The sequence below is a fragment of the Bifidobacterium castoris genome, assembly GCF_003952025.1.
In the GTDB taxonomy this organism is placed as follows: domain Bacteria; phylum Actinomycetota; class Actinomycetes; order Actinomycetales; family Bifidobacteriaceae; genus Bifidobacterium; species Bifidobacterium castoris.
Genome location: NZ_QXGI01000002.1, coordinates 445,621 through 462,314 on the forward strand (window position 1 = coordinate 445,621; position 16,694 = coordinate 462,314).

Genomic DNA, 16,694 nt, shown 5'->3' on the forward strand with positions numbered 1-16,694 from the left:
TGCAGAATGCCGCCGTACTTACACCCACACTCACCACAACCGCCGCCACCGTATCAACCGCCTACTGCGGCAGGACGAGCGTCTGCGTCGGGATCACCGGGTCGCCGCGCATCAGCGACTGCGCGGTGATCGGCAGCGCCTTGAGCGCCTCCTCGTGGTGCGTGCGCGCGTCGACGATCGCGTCGTGGCCGCGCCAGCGGTCGTCGATCCGTCCGTGGTCGACGAAGTCGACGAGCAGATCCTGCCATCCCTCCTCGGGCGTGAACGCGTCGAGCTCCTCCTTGCCGCCGGCGATGACGTGCTCGCAGTCGGCGAGCGCGTATTCGTAGGAGCGGAACGCGAGCTTGCGGCCCGGCACCGTCGCCTTGTTCGTCGACTTCTTCGCGACCGGCACCATCGTGCCGTCGTCGCCTGCGCGTTCGGTGAGCTTGTACACCATCGCGCAGGTCGGCGCGCCGGAGCCGGTCACGAGCTGCGTGCCGACGCCGTACGAGTCGACCGGCGCCGTCTGCAGCGACGCGATCGCGTACTCGTCGAGGTCGTTCGTCACCGTGATCTTCGTGTTGACGGCGCCGAGCGCGTCGAGCTGGTTGCGCACGCGCTGGGCGAGCGCCGCGAGGTCGCCCGAGTCGATGCGCACGCCGCCGAGTTCGGGGCCGGCGACCTCCACCGCGGTTTTCACGGCCTCCTCGATGTTGTAGGTGTCGACGAGCAGCGTCGTGTTCCTGCCGAGCGCGTCGATCTGCGATTCGAAGGCGGCGCGCTCGCTGTCGTGCACGAGCGTGAAGCAGTGCGCGGCCGTGCCGATCGCCGTCAGATCGTAGAGTTTCGCGGCGAGCAGATTCGCGGTGCCCTGGAAGCCGCCGACGATCGACGCGCGCGCGGCGGCGACGGCCGCCCACTCGTTCGTGCGACGGCCGCCCATGTCCATGCACGGGCGGTTCTTCGCGGCCGACGTCATGCGCGAGGCGGCCGCGGCGACCGCCGAATCGTAGTTGAGGATCGACAGGATCAGCGTCTCGAGCAATGTGCACTCGCCGAACGAACCCTCGACCTGCAGGATCGGCGAGTTCGGGAAGTACATCTCGCCTTCGCGGTAGCCGCGGATCGAACCGTGGAACTCGAAACGCTCGAGCCAGTCGACGGTCTCCTTGTTGACGATGCGCCGGTCGCGCAGGAACCTGAGGTCCTCGTCGGCGAAGTGGAAGTCGGCGAGCGCGTCGAGCAGCCGTCCGGTGCCGGCGACGACGCCGTAGCGGCGCCCTTCGGGGAGGTGGCGCGTGAAGACCTCGAACACGCAGTCGCGCGACGCGGTGCCGTCCTGCAGCGTCGCGTCGAGCATCGTGTACTCGTACATGTCGGTCATCAGGACCGGGTTGTAGTCGACCATGGGAAAAACTCCTTGGATCCTTCAGGATGCCCGCGCGAATGGCGCGAACGGGCGCATGTTGCGCACCACAGTAGTCGGGCGGTGCGGCAACGGCCGGCGCGCGCCCATATCGTGAGGCGTGTCACGCGCGTTCGCCGTCGTGCGGCTGTCGCCGGGCCCGGCGCAGCCGGTATGCTGGGGACATGCGTTTCATTGCGGGAATCTGGCGGCTGGCGATCGCCGCGCTGTGCATCATGGGCACGTCCGAGGCGTGGACGGTGCCGAACCGTTGGGTGTACTTCACGTTCCAGACCGGCGCGCTCATCGCCTTCGTCATGCTGTGGGCGGGCGCCGCGTCGCTCGTGCACGGCGAGCAGCCTCCGGCGTGGCTCAAGGGGATGGCGACGACCTACGCCGTCGTCGTCGCGCTCGTCGCGCTCTTCATGCTGCCTCCCGACGACCCGCGCTATGTGCCGCAGATCTTCGGCATCATGACGAACACGATGCTGCACCGCATCGTGCCGATCATGGTCGTCGTCGATTTCCTCGTCTTCGACGTCCACCGCCGCTACAAGTCGACCTATCCGCTGCTGTGGCTCGTCTACCCGCCGCTCTATCTGGTCTTCGTGCTCGCGCGCGCATGGTGGTGGCCGCAGGGCGTCGGCCCCGGCGCCGGCGGCAGCCCGTACCCGTACGAGTTCCTCGACCTGCCGGCGATCGGCTGGGCGAACTTCGGCGTCGCATGCCTCAAGATCGTCGCCGCGTTCCTCGTCGTCGGCGCGCTCGTGTGCATCATCGACCGCGCGATGCCGGCGCGCGCGCTCGCCGGCGGCGGAGCGTGATCGGCGGGAGCGTGAGCGGCTATCATCGGTAACGAAGCAACAGCAGACACGTCGCCGCGCGCCGCGCGCCGATGGCGGCATCGGCAATCCGAAGGAAGCCACAGCATGGAAATCAAGGACATGATCAGTTCGACAACCGTCATCCGCCCCGACGGGCGGCAGAGCGACGAGCTGCGGCCGGTGCGGATCACGCGCGCGTTCACCGACGTCCCGGAAGGCTCGGTGCTCATCGAATGCGGCAACACGCGCGTCATGTGCACGGCCACGTTCACGCAGGGCGTGCCGCGCTGGCGCAAGGACAGCGGCCTGGGCTGGGTGACGGCCGAGTATTCGATGCTGCCGCGCGCGACCGCCGAACGCACCGACCGCGAGTCGGTGCGCGGCAAGGTCGGCGGCCGCACGCATGAGATCAGCCGCCTCATCGGCCGCTGCCTGCGCGGCGTCGTCGACATGAAGGCGCTCGGCGAGAACCAGATCCAGCTCGACTGCGATGTGCTGCAGGCCGACGGCGGCACACGCACCGCATCGATCACCGGCGCGTACGTGGCGATGGTCGACGCGTTGCGCTGGGCGCAGAGGAACCGCCGCATCCGCAACGCGAAGCGCGTGATCAAGGACAGCGTCTCCGCCGTGTCGGTCGGCGTCATCGACGGGCGCCCGATGCTCGACCTGCCGTATCTCGAGGACAGCCGCGCGATGACCGACATGAACGTCGCGATGACCGGCTCGGGCGAGTTCATCGAGATCCAGGGCACCGCCGAGCACCGCCCGTTCTCCCGCGACGAGCTCAACGTGCTGCTCGATCTGGCGACGAAGGGCAACCGTGAGCTGCAGGCCGCGCAGCGCGCCGCGCTCGAGGAGCTCGAGACCGCCAAGTGAGCGCCGGCCTGCGCGGCCGTGGCGAACATCGTGAGACATCGTAAGGCATCATTAGGGAAAGGAACGCCATGAAGATCGTCGTGGCGACACATAACGAAGGCAAACTTACGGAGATCCGCGCCATCCTCGCCGAACGGCTCGGCGGGCGTGCGGACGGCATCGAACTCGTGTCCGCAGGCGCGCTGGGGCTGCCCGATCCGGTGGAGACCGGCGTCACCTTCGAGGCGAACGCGCTGCTCAAGGCGAGGTTCGTGGCGCTGCGCACCGGGCTGCCGGCGATCGCCGACGATTCGGGCCTGATCGTCGACGTCATGGGCAACGCGCCGGGCATTCTCTCGGCGCGCTGGAGCGGCGAACACGGCAACGACGAGGCCAACAACCGGCTGCTGCTCGCGCAGATCGAGGACATTCCGGACGACGACCGCACCGCCCGCTTCCGCTGTGCGGCCGCGCTCGTCGTGCCGGTGGCCGACCCCGACGCCGCCGACGGCGACGGCCTCGTGGACGCGCGCGAGACCGTCGTGCTCGGCGAGATGGCGGGCACGATCGTGCGCGCGCCGCATGGCGCGAACGGCTTCGGCTACGACCCGATCTTCATGCCCGACGACCAGCCGGCCGACGCGGTCGCGAGCGGCGAGCTGCTCACGAGCGCGCAGATGACGCCGGAGCAGAAGAACGCGATCTCGCACCGCGGCAAGGCGCTGCGCGCGCTCGTGCCGGCGATCGAGGCGCTGCTCTAAGCGTCCGTGCGGGGCGTGCGCGGTCCGCGCACGACGCCCCGCCGGGCATGTATGGCCGCCGGATCGTCCGTCGGCGCCGTGCATTCATTTGATTTGTTCGTTCTTTGTTCGTTGTTCGTTCACGGATGCGGCGCGCCGCATCCCGGCGCCCCGGATGCGCCGATGAGTGGAGGTTTTTGTGATGCGGCAGTTCGAGTTCGCCGATCTGACCCGTGACGAGTTCGCCGGTTTCGCGGCGCACGCCCGGCACGGCAATTTCCAGCAGACCGTGATGATGGCCGATCTGCGGGTCGCCCAAGGCCAGACGATCGACTACGTCGGCGTTCGCGAGGACGGCACGCTCGTCGCGGCCGCGCTCGTCGCCACGCACGGCTCGGGCCCCACCGCCTTCAGCACGATCGCCGACGGACCGCTGTGCGACCTCGACGACCGCGAGCTCACCGTCTTCCTCCTCGATCGCATCGCCGCGATGGCGAAACGCCGCCGCCACGCCGTGCATCTCGACATCACGCCCGAACAGCCGTACCAACTGCACGACGCGCAGGGCGAGGCGCTGCCCGGGCTGCAGGGCGCACCCGACACGGCGATGATGGAGAACCTCGAGGCGGCCGGCATGACGCACGGCGGCTTCACACGCGGCTACACGGCGGTGCCGCGCTGGCGCTTCCTCAAGGACCTCGACGGCGTCGACGACGGCGCGGCGCTGCTCAAGACCTTCAGCAAACGCACGCAGTGGAGCGTCAAGCGCGCGCAGTCGATGGGCGTCGAAGTGCGCCGCGTCGGCCCCGACGAACTCGGCGTCTTCGCGTCGATCGAACAGCAGACGGCGGAACGCCGCCATTTCGAATACCGCGGCGAACAGTACTTCCGCCGATTCGCCGAGGCCTTCGGCGACGACGTGCACTTCCTCGTCGCGCGGATCGACACGCAGGCCCACCACGACGCGATGCGGCGCAAACGCGACGACCTGCAGCGGCTCGTCGACGACCTCGACGCCAAGCTCGCGCAGCGCGAGACGACGAAGCTGCGTCGGCGCCACAACGAGGAGTCGAACAACCTCGCCGCGGCCACGAAACGCTACGAGGAGGCGGTCGCATTGCTCGAACGCGGCGCGTACATCCCGGTGGCCGCGTCGATGTTCGTGACGGTGCCGCAGGAGACCGTCTACCTGTTCTCCGGAAGCGTCGAGGAGTACAAGCCGTTCTACGCGAGCGCATTGATCCAGTACGAGGCGATGCTGCACCTGTGCGTCGAACGCGGCGTGACGCGCTACAACTTCTATGGCATCGACGGCGTCTTCGCCGATCCGGACAGCGAAGGCCGCGGCGTGCTCGAGTTCAAGCAGGGCTTCGACGGCTACGTCGAGGAGCTGCCCGGCGAATTCATGCGTGTGCTGCGGCCGAATATGTACAAACTCGAACAGTTTGTCCATAAACTGCGCGGCTGAGCCGCCGTCCGCGCCATGCGGGGTCGATACACTGATGGCCTTATGACTGCGAACGATACCGATGGCGCCGCCGGCACGGCCGCGCGGCGCCGATGGAAGGCGGTGCTGCTGACCGCCGAACAACTCGATGAACTCAGCGCCCGCGACCCGCTCGGCAACTTCCAGCAGGGCTCGCGGATGGCGGCGCTCGCGGCCCGGCACGGCTCCGTGTGCTCGAACGTGGGGCTCACGGACGCCGACGGCCATGTGGTCGCCGGCGCGATGATCGCTTACACGCCGAGCCGTTTCGGCATGTCCGGCTCGATCTGGCTCGGTCCGATCTGCGATCCCGATGACACGCCGATGCTGTCCGCCTTGAGCGATGCGATTCGTGCGGACGCGAAACGGCATCATGCGATCGAGGTGGCGGCGTGGCCGAATCTGGTCTACCGGCTGCACGCCTCGGACGGCACGCCGACCGAGGAACCCCACGACGGGTATCTGCGCGCCTTCGAGGGTCTCGGATGGAGCCATCAGCCCCTCACATGCGGCTATGACAGCGTCATCAACCGCTGGGTGTACGTCAAGGACCTCACTGCCTACGGCACGGCCGACGCGCTGCTCAAGTCGTATGCGAAACGCACGCAGTGGAGCATCGAACGCGCGCGGTCGATGGGCGTCGTCGTCCGCGAGGTCGGCGTCGGCGAACTGCGCGTCTTCGCCGACATCGAGCGGCAGACGGCGCAGCGGCGCCACTTCGCCTACCGCGGCGAACAGTATTTCCGTGATTTCGCGGCCGCGTTCGGCGACCGGGCGCATTTCCTCATCGCCTACATCGACACGGCCGCCTACGAGGCGTCGATGCGGCGCAAGGCGCAGAGGCTCGAGGAGCTCGTCGCCGGCCTCGAAGCGAAGCTCGCGCAGCGCGAGACGACGAAGCTGCGCCGGCGCCACAACGAGGAATCAAGCAACCTCAAGGCGGCGCGCAAACGCCTCGACGCCGCCCGCGGACTCACGGCGCGCGGCGCGATGCTGCCGGCCGCCTGCTCGCTGTTCGTGACGCATCCGAACGAGACCGTCTACCTGTACTCGGGCAGCGTCGAGGAATACAAGCCGTTCTACGCGAGCGCGCTGATCCAGCACGAGGCGATGGTCACGCTGTGCCTCGACAAGGGCATCACGCGCTACAACTTCTACGGCATCGACGGCGTCTTCGACGATCCGGACAGCGAAGGGCACGGCGTGCTCGAGTTCAAACAAGGCTTCAACGGCCATGTGGAGGAACTCGTCGGCGAGTTCACGCTGCCGGTGGGCCGCGCGCGCCTGGCGCTCAGGAACACGCTGAAGAGGGTCCTCGGCTAGATCAGCCCGGCGGCGATAAGCATATGCGCGCCGGTCATCAGCAGGATGCTGAGCGCGGCGGTCACGGCGAGCGAGAAACCGGCGAGCTTCGCGTTGCCGAGCACCTCGTCGGTGAACAACGTCGAGAAGACGGCGATCGGCGCCAGACAGCACATCATCGTCGCCTCGCGGATCATCGGGCCGAAGGGCAGCAGGAGCCATGCGGCGAGCGCGAACAGGATCCCGAAGGGCAGCCGCCAGGCGATGACGCGCAGCACGGCGAGGACGTCGCGGCGTCCGGAGGGCACGTCCATCAGCATGCCGACCATCAGCATCGCGACGAAGGCGTTCGCGTTCGCCAGCGGCGCGAACAGGTCGGCGAACCAGACGGGCAGCGCCACGCCGGTCGCCGTCAGCGCGATCATGACGACGTAGACGTCGAAGGGCACCGATCCGAAGAAGCCCTTGAGGACCGTGCGGCGCAGCGCGCGGCGTGCGAGCCGCCTCGCGTCCGGGTCGGTCGGCTTTTCGTACGGCAGCGTCGGCGCGTCGCCGGCGCCCTGTTCGGCGAGCGTGCGCCCGGGGCGGATGTGCAGCAGCGTCTGCGTCATCACGTTCGTGCCCGCGGCCACCATGATGCAGTTGCCGATGTCGAACATCGCTGCCGGCACGACGGCGCCGGAGCCGAGGAAGGTCTGCACGACCGGGAAGCAGAAGCATCCGATGTTCAGTCCGGACGCGTTGAGCATCAGGAACGCGCGGCTCGCAATCGGGCGCCGCGACGTCGCCAGGTAGATGACGACGACCGGGACCAGCGCGACGACGAAGCCGTAGGCGGACAGCCACAGCAGCGACAGGTCGTGCGGGTTCTTCGCGAACGAGTGGACGATCGCGCCGGGAAGGACGAGGTCGAACAGCACGACCTGGATGATGCGGTAGTCGCGCTGGCCGAACAGGCCGCCGCGCTTGAACAGATAGCCGATGACGATGATGCCCAGCAAGGCGATGGGCTGGAGCAGCGTGAGCATGGTGCCTCGGTCGGGACGTGCGGATGGTTCCGCGAAAGGGACGATGGGTGGTTCGCGTGCGCGAGATGGGACTCGAACCCACACGACCGAAGTCACAGGAACCTAAATCCTGCGCGGCTACCAATTACGCCACTCGCGCGTCACTGCACCGTTTCGCTTCCCGGAGCCGCGCGGCGCACGCCGACGGCCGGAAAACAAAAACCCTAGGCTTGTGAGCCTAGGGCAGTGGAGCCACTTGACAGAATCGAACTGTCGACCTGCTCATTACGAGTGAGCCGCTCTACCGACTGAGCTAAAGTGGCGTGCTTAGTGCACAAGATGGTGAGTGTAGTCGATGTCCTGCGATTGCGCAATTCGTGTGTGTCGGGCGTGTCGCGACGGTCGTGTTCGCCGGCGCCGCGCCCGGTGCGACAGGGCGCGCGAGGCGAGGCGGCGCAAGGGGAGAGGCGCCGCGCGCTTGTGTAAGATGAACGGCATGAGTAACGGATTCGACGATTTCTACGCCATCATCCCCGCGGGCGGCACCGGCACGAGGCTGTGGCCGCTGAGCCGTGAAGGCAGGCCGAAGTTCCTCTTCGACATGCTCGGCCAGGGGCGCACGCTCATCCAGACGACATTCGACCGGCTCGCCGCGATCTGCGGCATCGACCATGTGTGCGTGAGCACCGGCGAGCGCCACGTCGCCGCCGTGCGCGAACAGCTGCCGGAACTCAGCGCCGAGCATATCTTCGCCGAGCCGTCGCCGCGCGACTCGACGGCGGCGATCGCGCTCGCGACGGCCGTGCTGATGCGTCGCCACGGCGACGACATCATCGTTGGATCCTTCGCCGCCGACCACGTCATCCGCGGCAGGCTCGCGTTCATCGAGGCGGTGCGCCAGGCCGTGCAGACCGCGCGGGCCGGCTACGTCACGACGATCGGCATCGCCGCGTCCCGCCCGTCGACGGCCTTCGGCTACATCCACGAAGGCGGCTCGCTCGCCGCGCGGATCCCGGACGCGCCGGATGCGACGCTCGTCGAGCGCTTCGTCGAGAAGCCGAACGCCGTCACCGCGCAGGCGTACCTGTCGACCGGCGAATACCGTTGGAACGCCGGCATGTTCGTCATGCGCGCGAGCGTGCTGATGGACCATCTGCACAAGGAGAAGCCAAGGCTCGCGCGCGCGATCGACGCGATCGCCGACGCGATCGTCGACGACGACCACGCCTACGCGGCGGCCGTCGAGACGGCGCGCGCGAACGGCGAGAACCCGCGCGAAAGCGTGCACCGCGAGGACTTCCACTCGCACCGCGACGCGGCGATGGCGCAGCACTGGCCGTCGCTTGAGAAGATCGCCTTCGACTACGCCGTCGCCGAGCCGCTCTCCGTCGAGGGCGGCGTCGCGATGATCCCGGGCGACTTCGGATGGGACGACGTCGGCGACTTCAACTCGGTCGCCGCGCTGCTGCCGAGCGTCGACGAACGCAACAACAAGGTGCTCGGTTCGCTCGACGACGTCGCGACGCTCGACTCGGCCGGCGACGTCATCGTCACCGGCGGCGAGCGCACGATCGCGCTGCTCGGCGTCAACGACATGGTCGTCGTCGACACCCCCGACGCGCTGCTCGTCGCGCCGCGCGCCCGCAGCCAGGAGGTCAAGGCGATGGTCAAGCATCTGGCGGAGTCGGGCGCCGACGAGCTGCTGTAGCCGCCGGCGCATGCATCGAGCCGGCCGCGTCGTGCGCCGGCGCGGCTGTGCCGTGCGTCAGCGGCGGCGTTGCGCCGTTTCCGGTTAACGTCGTTAAGCAATGAGCACCCCGCGCATCGCGTCGGCGGGGCCGGGATATCGGCGTGCGGCACTGTCTTATTTCGTGAGTAGGGTGTGTGTTCTGTGAAGCGTTGCAAACGTATGCCGACTGATGGCGGCCCGGACGGCGCCCCCGCAGCACGCGCGCTTTGCAGAAGATGATGATGAAAGGACCAACAATGGCAATCAATCCTCCAGTCGACGCCACCCAGACCGAGGCGTGGGCCAAGCTGCAGCGTCACTACGACGACATGCAGACCGAAGGCGTCGACCTCAAGCAGTGGTTCGCCGAGGACGAGAACCGTGTGGATGCGCTGTCCTTCGACGCGGGCACGCTGCATTTCGATCTTTCCAAGAACCTGATCAAGCCGGAGACGCTCAAGCTGTTCGCCGAGCTCGCCGATGAGGTCAAGCTCGCCGAGCGCACCGAGCAGATGTACACCGGCGTGCACATCAACAACACCGAGGACCGCGCCGTGCTGCACACCGCGCTGCGCCGTCCGGCCGAGGACGAGGGCAAGTACGTCGTCGACGGCCAGGACGCCGTCAAGGACGTCCGTGAGACCCTCGATCGCATGTACGCCTTCGCCGAGAAGGTCCGCAGCGGCGAATGGAAGGGCGTCACCAGCAAGGAGATCGACACCGTCGTCAACATCGGCATCGGCGGCTCCGACCTGGGCCCCGTCATGGCGTACGAGGCGCTCAAGCCCTTCGCGGACGCCGGCATCAAGGCGCGCTACGTCTCCAACATCGACCCGAACGACATCGCCGAGAAGACGCGCGACCTCGATCCGGAGACCACGCTCTTCGTCGTCGTCTCCAAGACCTTCGGCACGCTCGAGACGCTGACGAACGCGCGTGAGGCGCGCGCATGGCTCCTCGAGGAGCTGCAGGCCTCCGGCGCGATCGACGGCACCGGCGAATCCAAGGCCGAGGCCGTGGAGAAGCATTTCGTCGCCGTCTCCACGAACCTCGAGCGCGTCAAGGAATTCGGCATCGACCCGAAGAACGCCTTCGGCTTCTGGGATTGGGTCGGCGGCCGCTACTCCGTCGATTCCGCCGTCGGCCTGACGCTGGCGATCGTCTTCGGACCGGCCCGTTTCGAGGAGTTCCTCAACGGCTTCCACCAGATCGACGAGTACTTCAAGAACACGCCGTTCGAGAAGAACGTCGTCGTGCTCATGGGCATGCTCAACGTCTGGTACCGCAACTTCTACAAGGTCGCCTCGCACGCGGTGCTCCCGTACGACCAGTACCTGCACCGTTTCCCGGCGTACCTGCAGCAGCTGACGATGGAATCCAACGGCAAGTCCGTGCGCTGGGACGGCACCCCGGTGACGACCGAGACCGGCGAGATCTTCTGGGGCGAGCCGGGCACGAACGGCCAGCACGCGTTCTTCCAGCTGATCCACCAGGGCACGCAGCTCATCCCGGCCGACTTCATCGCCTTCGCGAACACGCCGAACCCGCTCAAGGACGGCGACCAGGACATGCACGAGCTGCTGCTCGGCAACTACTTCGCGCAGACGAAGGCGCTCGCCTTCGGCAAGACCGCCGACGAAGTGCGCGCCGAGGGCACGCCCGAGGACATCGTCCCGGCCCGCGTGTTCACCGGCAACCGCCCGACGACGTCGATCATGGGCGTCCGTCTCGATCCGTTCGCGCTCGGCGAGCTGATCGCGCTCTACGAGCACATCACCTTCGTCGAAGGCACCGTCTGGGGCCTCGACTCCTACGATCAGTGGGGCGTCGAGCTCGGCAAGCAGCTCGCGAAGGAGATCACGCCGGCGATCTCGCAGAACGACGAGGCGCTCGCCGCCCAGGATGCGTCCACGCGCAGCCTGATCAACTTCTACCGCAAGGTCCGCGAGTTCTGATCCGCATCCCGCGCCGCGACGGCGGCTGCGGCCGCGGCTGACCAGCGGTTGTGGCCGCTGCTGCGGTGGCTGAGCGGCGGCTGACCTGCGGTTGCTGCGGCGGCAATGGCCGCCGACTGATGCATAAGGTGCATGGCCCAGTATGGGCTGTGCACCTTTTTGCGTTCTCCGACTGCTCCGATTGGCCGATGCCGTCGGGACTGTTCATGGCCGTGTGTACAATACCGAACGTTGTGCCGATGCATGGGGTGCCGCATAACCCCGCGCATCTTCAGGTCCAGCCGGACATGACTTTCGGCGGATCGGCAGCGTGGGCCGCAGCGGCCTGCGGAATCCAGGCGGCGTCGATGTGACCGCCGCCCCAACCACTGCGCTGATATGCGGCAGCGAGCGAGGAACAACCATGGTTAACGCTATTGAGGCATTCGACGCCAAGCACATGAAGCCGGCCGACGAGATCCCGGCGTTCCGTCCGGGCGACACCGTCGACGTGAACGTGAAGATCAAGGAAGGCAACAACTCCCGTATCCAGACCTTCACCGGCGTGGTGATCGCCCGTCAGGGCGCGGGCGTTCGCGAGACCTTCGTCGTGCGCAAGATCAGCTTCGGCACCGGCGTCGAGCGTCGCTTCCCGCTGCACTCCCCGTCGATCGACTCGATCAAGGTCGTCCGTCGTGGCCGCGTGCGTCGCGCGAAGCTCTACTACCTGCGCAACCTGCGCGGTAAGGCCGCCCGCATCGTCGAGCGTCGCGACAACTCCGCCAAGTGAGTACGGCCGCGCGCGTCGACCTTCGGCCGTCGGCGGCGCGCGTGCATAGTCGTGGAGGATCCGCATTCGCGGGTCCTCTTTTTGTTATCGACGCCGATGATTCCGTCCGTGGCGGAATGTGACTGGGCTTGTGCGTGAGGTCATCCGTTATGCCATCGATGTCATACAATGGCGTACAGCGCAGCCGCGCCTTCGGGACGCGGATGCGGCGAGCACGGCAGCCAACAGTCAGGAGATCCATGCGCAACGATTCGTCAGCCGAGGGCGCCCCTATGGGAGGCGAAGGCGCATCCATGCAGCCGCAGGGCGGCGCCGGCCGCGGCGATGCGCACGGCGCTCGGCATGCCAGCCAACCCAAGCAGGATGCGAAGTTCACGGTGCGCGATTTCCTGTTATGGTGCGCGCTGCCGATCGCCGTCGTCGTGTTGATGCGCGTGTTCCTGTTCGGCATGTACGTCATCCCGTCGAAGTCGATGGAGGATACGATCGTTCCCGGCGACCGCGTCGTGACGACGAAGCTCGCGCCGCGCGTCACCAAGCTCAAGCGAGGCGACATCGTCGTCTTCAAGGACCCTGCGAATTGGCTCGCCGATGAACAGACGACGTTCTCGAGCGATTACCTGATCAAACGACTCATCGGTCTGCCGGGCGACATCGTCGAATGCGACGGCAACGGCGCGCCGGTCGTCATCAACGGCGTCGCCATCGACGAGACGTCGTACATCAAGCCGGGCACCCAGCCGAGCGCCTTCCCGTTCAAAGTGACCGTCACGCCGGGGCACGTGTTCGTGATGGGCGACAACCGTTCGAATTCCGCGGATTCCCGATACCATCAGAACGACGGCGACAACGGGCTCGTGCCGATCAGCGACATCGTCGGCGTCGCCTTCGCACGGTACTGGCCGCTCAACCGGATCGGCTGGCTGAGCGCGCATCACGACGTCTTCGCCGACGTGCCGTCCCGCGAGACAAGCGAGTGACGTTTCACGTGAATCACGAGTGGCGGCTGCGGCGGGTCGGTCGCGGCGACGGTCGTGCGGAGTGATTGTGATGGACGATTGCGTGGAACGGTCGCGATGGGCGGTCGTGCGGCGCGGTTGCCGCAACAATCAGAAAAGAGGATGGGATGAGCATTTCCGCGGTGCCGACGTTTGAGCTCGAGCGGGGGCTCGCGGCGGATGGATACGATGTCATCGTCGGATTCGACGAAGTGGGGCGCGGATCGCTCGCCGGGCCGGTCATGGTCGGCGCCGCCGCGTTCCGCGCCGTGGACCTCGATCGCGCGGAGCAGTCGGTGCCGCAGTATCTGGCGGATTCGAAGATGCTGACCGAGCATCGGCGCGAGGCGCTCTACGAGCCGCTGCGGACGTGGGCGGACGCATACGCGATCGGCGCGGCGACGAATCAGGAGATCGACGAATGGGGGATCGCGCACGCCCTCGGCGTAGCCGCGCTGCGTGCGCTCGACAAGGCCGAACGCGCGCTCGGCGTCGTCGAAGGCGGTGAAGCGCGCGTCGGCGCGATCCTCGACGGGCCGAACGACTACATCACGAAGGCGCTCGGATCGTTCGAGGCGCCGCTCGTTCCGGTGCCCGCTCACGTCGTCACCCAGGTCAAAGGCGATCAGCGGTGCCGCTCGGTCGCCGCCGCGGCCGTGCTCGCGAAGGTGACGCGTGACCGACTCATGGTCGCGCTTGCGGAGGAGAACCCCGACTATGCGCGCTACGGGTGGGCGCACAACAAAGGCTACGGTTCGCAGGCGCATCGCGCAGCGATCGCCGAATACGGCCCGAGCGACCTGCACCGCCTCAGCTGGAAACTGACGTGAGCGTCGCGTGTACCGGAAAGCTCCGATGGCCCGCATATGCCGATAGTCCACAAGTCCACATCGGTGGGATGTACGCGGCGCGGGCGCATCGTCGCCGCGCGGTCGCTGCCGGCCGCGCTCGCGGGCGGCAGCGACCGGATGCATCATCCTTAAGGCTGAGATATGCGCGGGCTGCGCGGCGAAGTCATCCCGATGCATGATGGTCGCGCCATCGGCCCGACCATACTGTGGCAACCATGAACGTACAGAACCCGTCACAGCAATTCAGCGCCAACGATGCGCCGTCGGCGAAGCAGCCGCGCGCCGTGCACACGCAGCAGGGGGCGCCGACGCCGGTGCTCCACGGCATCGACCTCGTCATGCACTACAACGCGACGTCCCGCAGCACGATCCAGCCGGGGCAGCCGCCGGCGCTCAACCATGCGAGTTTCCTCGTCGGCGAAGGCGAGCGCGTGGCGATCATGGGACCATCGGGATCGGGCAAGTCGACGCTGCTGCATGTGCTCGCCGGTATCACGAAGCCGACGACCGGCCGTGTGATGTTCCGCGGCGCCGACATCGATCGCATCAGCGAGGCCGAACGCACACGGTTGCGCCGTCAGGCCTTCGGATTCGTCTTCCAATCGGGGCAGCTGCTGCCGGAACTGCCGGCCGTCGAGAACGTCGCGCTGCCGCTCATGCTGTCCGGCATGCCATACCGCGAAGCCACCGACCGCGCCGTCTCCTGGCTGGAGCGCATCGGTCTGCGCCATCTGATGTTCAGCCGTCCCGGCGAGATGAGCGGCGGCCAGATGCAGCGCGTCGCGATCGCGCGTGCGCTGTGCGTGAACCCGGCGATCATCTTCGCAGACGAACCGACCGGCGCGCTCGACCAGAACACCGGCCGCGGCGTCATGCAGCTGCTGATGGCGGCCGCCGCCGCGAACAACGCCGCCGTCGTGCTCGTCACGCACGATCCGAACATCGCCGCCTTCTGCGGCCGCACCGTCCATATGCGCGACGGCATCGTGCTCGACGCGGCGAACCAGCGGATGGGCGGCGCATCGGCGGCGGCCGGCTCCGGCGCCGCCGTCCCCGTCGCTGCTGGCGCCGCATTTGCGCGCAATCCTTCGCAAGGAGTCGCATGATGAACACGTTTGCTCTCTGGAGATTGTTCCACCGCGGTTCGCTCGGCATCGCGCGGTCGCTGCGCACTGTGCGGCGGGACGCGCGGCCGGACACGCGGCCGGCGGCGAATGCGCAGCCGACGACCACGGTGTCGGAGCAGCCATCGCCGGCATCGGCGACTGGCGCTGTGAACATGGACGCGACGGTTGCGTCATCGACGGAGGATGCGGCGATGGCGGCGGCCGCCGCCATCGATGCAGCGGCCATCAACGCAGCAGCCACGGCGAGCGCGCAGCCCGTGCGCGCACGTCGTCGCGGCGGCGGCGACTTCACCGGGATGCTCGCCGTCATCGCCTTCGCCGCCGCGACGGCGATCTTCCTCACCGTCCTCGGCGGCCTGCACGGCTTCATCTGGCGTGCGTCACCCGACCATACGGCGGGCTGCATGTTCGATGCGGCGCGCTGCACATCGCACGCGAACGTGAGCACGGACGGCACGCTCTACGTGACGCTCGCGGTCTTCGCATGCGTGCTGCTCATCGTCCCGTTCACGACGCTCGCCGGATCGGCGGCCAGATTGGCGGCGACCCGACGCGACGAACGCCTCGCGACGCTGAGGCTCGTCGGCGCGACCGTCTCGCAGGTCACATGCCTGACGGCCTTCGAGGCGGTCAGCCAGGCGGTGCTCGGCGCGCTCATCGGCATCGGCGGGTACTTCGCGATCATGCCGCTCATCATGACGCTCACCTTCGAGAACCGCCGCTTCACCTTCGAACAGCTGTGGGTCGGCCCCGCCGCGCTCATCGGCACCGTGGCCGGCGTCGCGCTGCTCGCGCTCGTCTCCGCGCTGCTTACGTTGCGCCGCGTCGCGATCACGCCGCTCGGCGTCACCGCGCGTCAGGGCTCGACGCTGCCGAGCGGATGGCGCGCCGTCATCTTCGTCGTCGTGCTCATCGGCGGATTCGTCGTGCTCAACAGCCTGCAACTGTTCGCGCAGGCCGGCAGGATCGTCGTCTACGCGATCGTCTTCGGCACCATCGGCGGCTGCTTCATGCTGCTCAACCTCATCGGTTCGTGGATCGTGACGTCCATCGCGAAAGCGCGCGTCCGCCGCCCGAAGAACGCGGCCGCCATGATCGCGATGCGCAGAATCCTCGACAATCCGAAACGCGCATGGCGCAACGTCTCCGGCATCGCGCTCGCCGTGTTCATCGCCGGCATCACGTCGGTATGCGGCATCCTCGCCGCCGGCGACAACGCGGATCCCGAAGCGGTGACGCTGATGCACGACATCGCGCTCGGCGGCACGCTGACACTCGTGTTCGCGGCCGTGCTCGCCGCGGTCAGCTCGGGCATCATGCAGTCGGCGAACGTGTACGACCAGGCGGCGGAATACCACATGCTCATCCTCGAAGGCACCGACGCGCGCACGTTGCGCCATGCACGGTTCAGCGAAGTGCTCACGCCGCTCAACACGGTCATCATCGTGGCGGCCGGATGCTCGATGTTCCTGATGCTGCCGCTGCTGGGCTCCGCGCTCACCGCGCCGGCGGTGCTGCTGCGGTTCGCGCTCGGCATCGCGCTGTGCTATGCGCTCGTCAGCGTCGGCGCCCTGTGCGCGAACCGGACGGCGGCGCGTCTCGACACGATCAGCCGCCGTCGCGACGACTGATTGGGACGAGGCGACGGGCGGGACGACGGC

At 67.7% G+C, this 16,694-nt stretch carries 14 protein-coding genes and 2 tRNA genes; 12 read left to right on the forward strand and 4 right to left on the reverse strand.

Going from position 1 to position 16,694, the window contains the following annotated elements:
- Positions 1-61: 61 nt before the first annotated feature.
- Positions 62-1,390: a nicotinate phosphoribosyltransferase gene (locus D2E22_RS04060; RefSeq protein WP_126031820.1), complete on the reverse strand. Its 1,329-nt coding sequence runs from the start codon at positions 1,388-1,390 to the stop codon at positions 62-64.
- 182 nt (positions 1,391-1,572) lie between these two features.
- Here D2E22_RS04060 and D2E22_RS04065 point away from each other — a divergent pair, with 182 nt between their 5' ends.
- From D2E22_RS04065 to D2E22_RS04085, 5 genes are all read left to right on the forward strand, one after another.
- The gene (locus D2E22_RS04065; protein ID WP_126031821.1) at positions 1,573-2,211 is read left to right on the forward strand and encodes a Pr6Pr family membrane protein; all 639 of its coding nucleotides are present in this window, start codon (positions 1,573-1,575) and stop codon (positions 2,209-2,211) included.
- Between the two features lie 105 nt (positions 2,212-2,316).
- Positions 2,317-3,090: a ribonuclease PH gene (rph, locus tag D2E22_RS04070; RefSeq protein WP_126031822.1), complete on the forward strand. Its 774-nt coding sequence runs from the start codon at positions 2,317-2,319 to the stop codon at positions 3,088-3,090.
- Between the two features lie 68 nt (positions 3,091-3,158).
- Entirely contained in the window at positions 3,159-3,830 is a 672-nt protein-coding gene (locus tag D2E22_RS04075) for a non-canonical purine NTP pyrophosphatase (RefSeq protein WP_126031823.1), read from the forward strand.
- 181 nt (positions 3,831-4,011) lie between these two features.
- Positions 4,012-5,277, forward strand: a complete 1,266-nt coding sequence (locus tag D2E22_RS04080; protein ID WP_126031824.1) for a peptidoglycan bridge formation glycyltransferase FemA/FemB family protein — start codon at positions 4,012-4,014, stop codon at positions 5,275-5,277.
- A 42-nt stretch (positions 5,278-5,319) separates the two neighbouring features.
- Complete coding sequence (locus tag D2E22_RS04085) at positions 5,320-6,618, forward strand: peptidoglycan bridge formation glycyltransferase FemA/FemB family protein (RefSeq protein WP_126031825.1); 1,299 nt, start codon at positions 5,320-5,322, stop codon at positions 6,616-6,618.
- Here D2E22_RS04085 and D2E22_RS04090 read toward each other — a convergent pair.
- From D2E22_RS04090 to D2E22_RS04100, 3 genes are all read right to left on the reverse strand, one after another.
- Complete coding sequence (locus tag D2E22_RS04090; protein ID WP_126031826.1) at positions 6,615-7,625, reverse strand: AEC family transporter; 1,011 nt, start codon at positions 7,623-7,625, stop codon at positions 6,615-6,617. The genes D2E22_RS04085 and D2E22_RS04090 overlap by 4 nt on opposite strands.
- Positions 7,626-7,682: 57 nt before the next feature.
- A tRNA-Leu gene (locus D2E22_RS04095) sits at positions 7,683-7,764 on the reverse strand.
- 87 nt (positions 7,765-7,851) lie between these two features.
- Positions 7,852-7,927 (reverse strand) — tRNA-Thr (locus D2E22_RS04100).
- Between the two features lie 173 nt (positions 7,928-8,100).
- On the opposite strand from D2E22_RS04100, the gene D2E22_RS04105 reads away from it, so the two are divergent.
- From D2E22_RS04105 to D2E22_RS04135, 7 genes are all read left to right on the forward strand, one after another.
- Entirely contained in the window at positions 8,101-9,312 is a 1,212-nt protein-coding gene (locus D2E22_RS04105) for a mannose-1-phosphate guanylyltransferase (protein WP_126031827.1), read from the forward strand.
- A gap of 278 nt (positions 9,313-9,590) precedes the next feature.
- Positions 9,591-11,288: a glucose-6-phosphate isomerase gene (pgi, locus tag D2E22_RS04110; protein WP_126031828.1), complete on the forward strand. Its 1,698-nt coding sequence runs from the start codon at positions 9,591-9,593 to the stop codon at positions 11,286-11,288.
- A 403-nt stretch (positions 11,289-11,691) separates the two neighbouring features.
- Entirely contained in the window at positions 11,692-12,057 is a 366-nt protein-coding gene (rplS, locus tag D2E22_RS04115; protein WP_026644690.1) for a 50S ribosomal protein L19, read from the forward strand.
- 272 nt (positions 12,058-12,329) lie between these two features.
- A complete protein-coding gene (gene lepB, locus D2E22_RS04120) occupies positions 12,330-13,037 on the forward strand; it encodes a signal peptidase I (protein ID WP_126031871.1) in 708 nt (235 codons plus the stop codon).
- 146 nt (positions 13,038-13,183) lie between these two features.
- The gene (locus D2E22_RS04125) at positions 13,184-13,885 is read left to right on the forward strand and encodes a ribonuclease HII (RefSeq protein WP_126031829.1); all 702 of its coding nucleotides are present in this window, start codon (positions 13,184-13,186) and stop codon (positions 13,883-13,885) included.
- Between the two features lie 236 nt (positions 13,886-14,121).
- Positions 14,122-15,012: an ABC transporter ATP-binding protein gene (locus tag D2E22_RS04130; protein ID WP_126031830.1), complete on the forward strand. Its 891-nt coding sequence runs from the start codon at positions 14,122-14,124 to the stop codon at positions 15,010-15,012.
- Positions 15,009-16,664 carry an FtsX-like permease family protein gene (locus D2E22_RS04135; RefSeq protein WP_241218167.1) on the forward strand — a complete coding sequence of 552 codons (1,656 nt, stop codon included), beginning with the start codon at positions 15,009-15,011 and terminating at the stop codon, positions 16,662-16,664. Before D2E22_RS04130 ends, D2E22_RS04135 begins: the two co-directional genes overlap by 4 nt.
- Positions 16,665-16,694 lie beyond the last annotated feature (30 nt).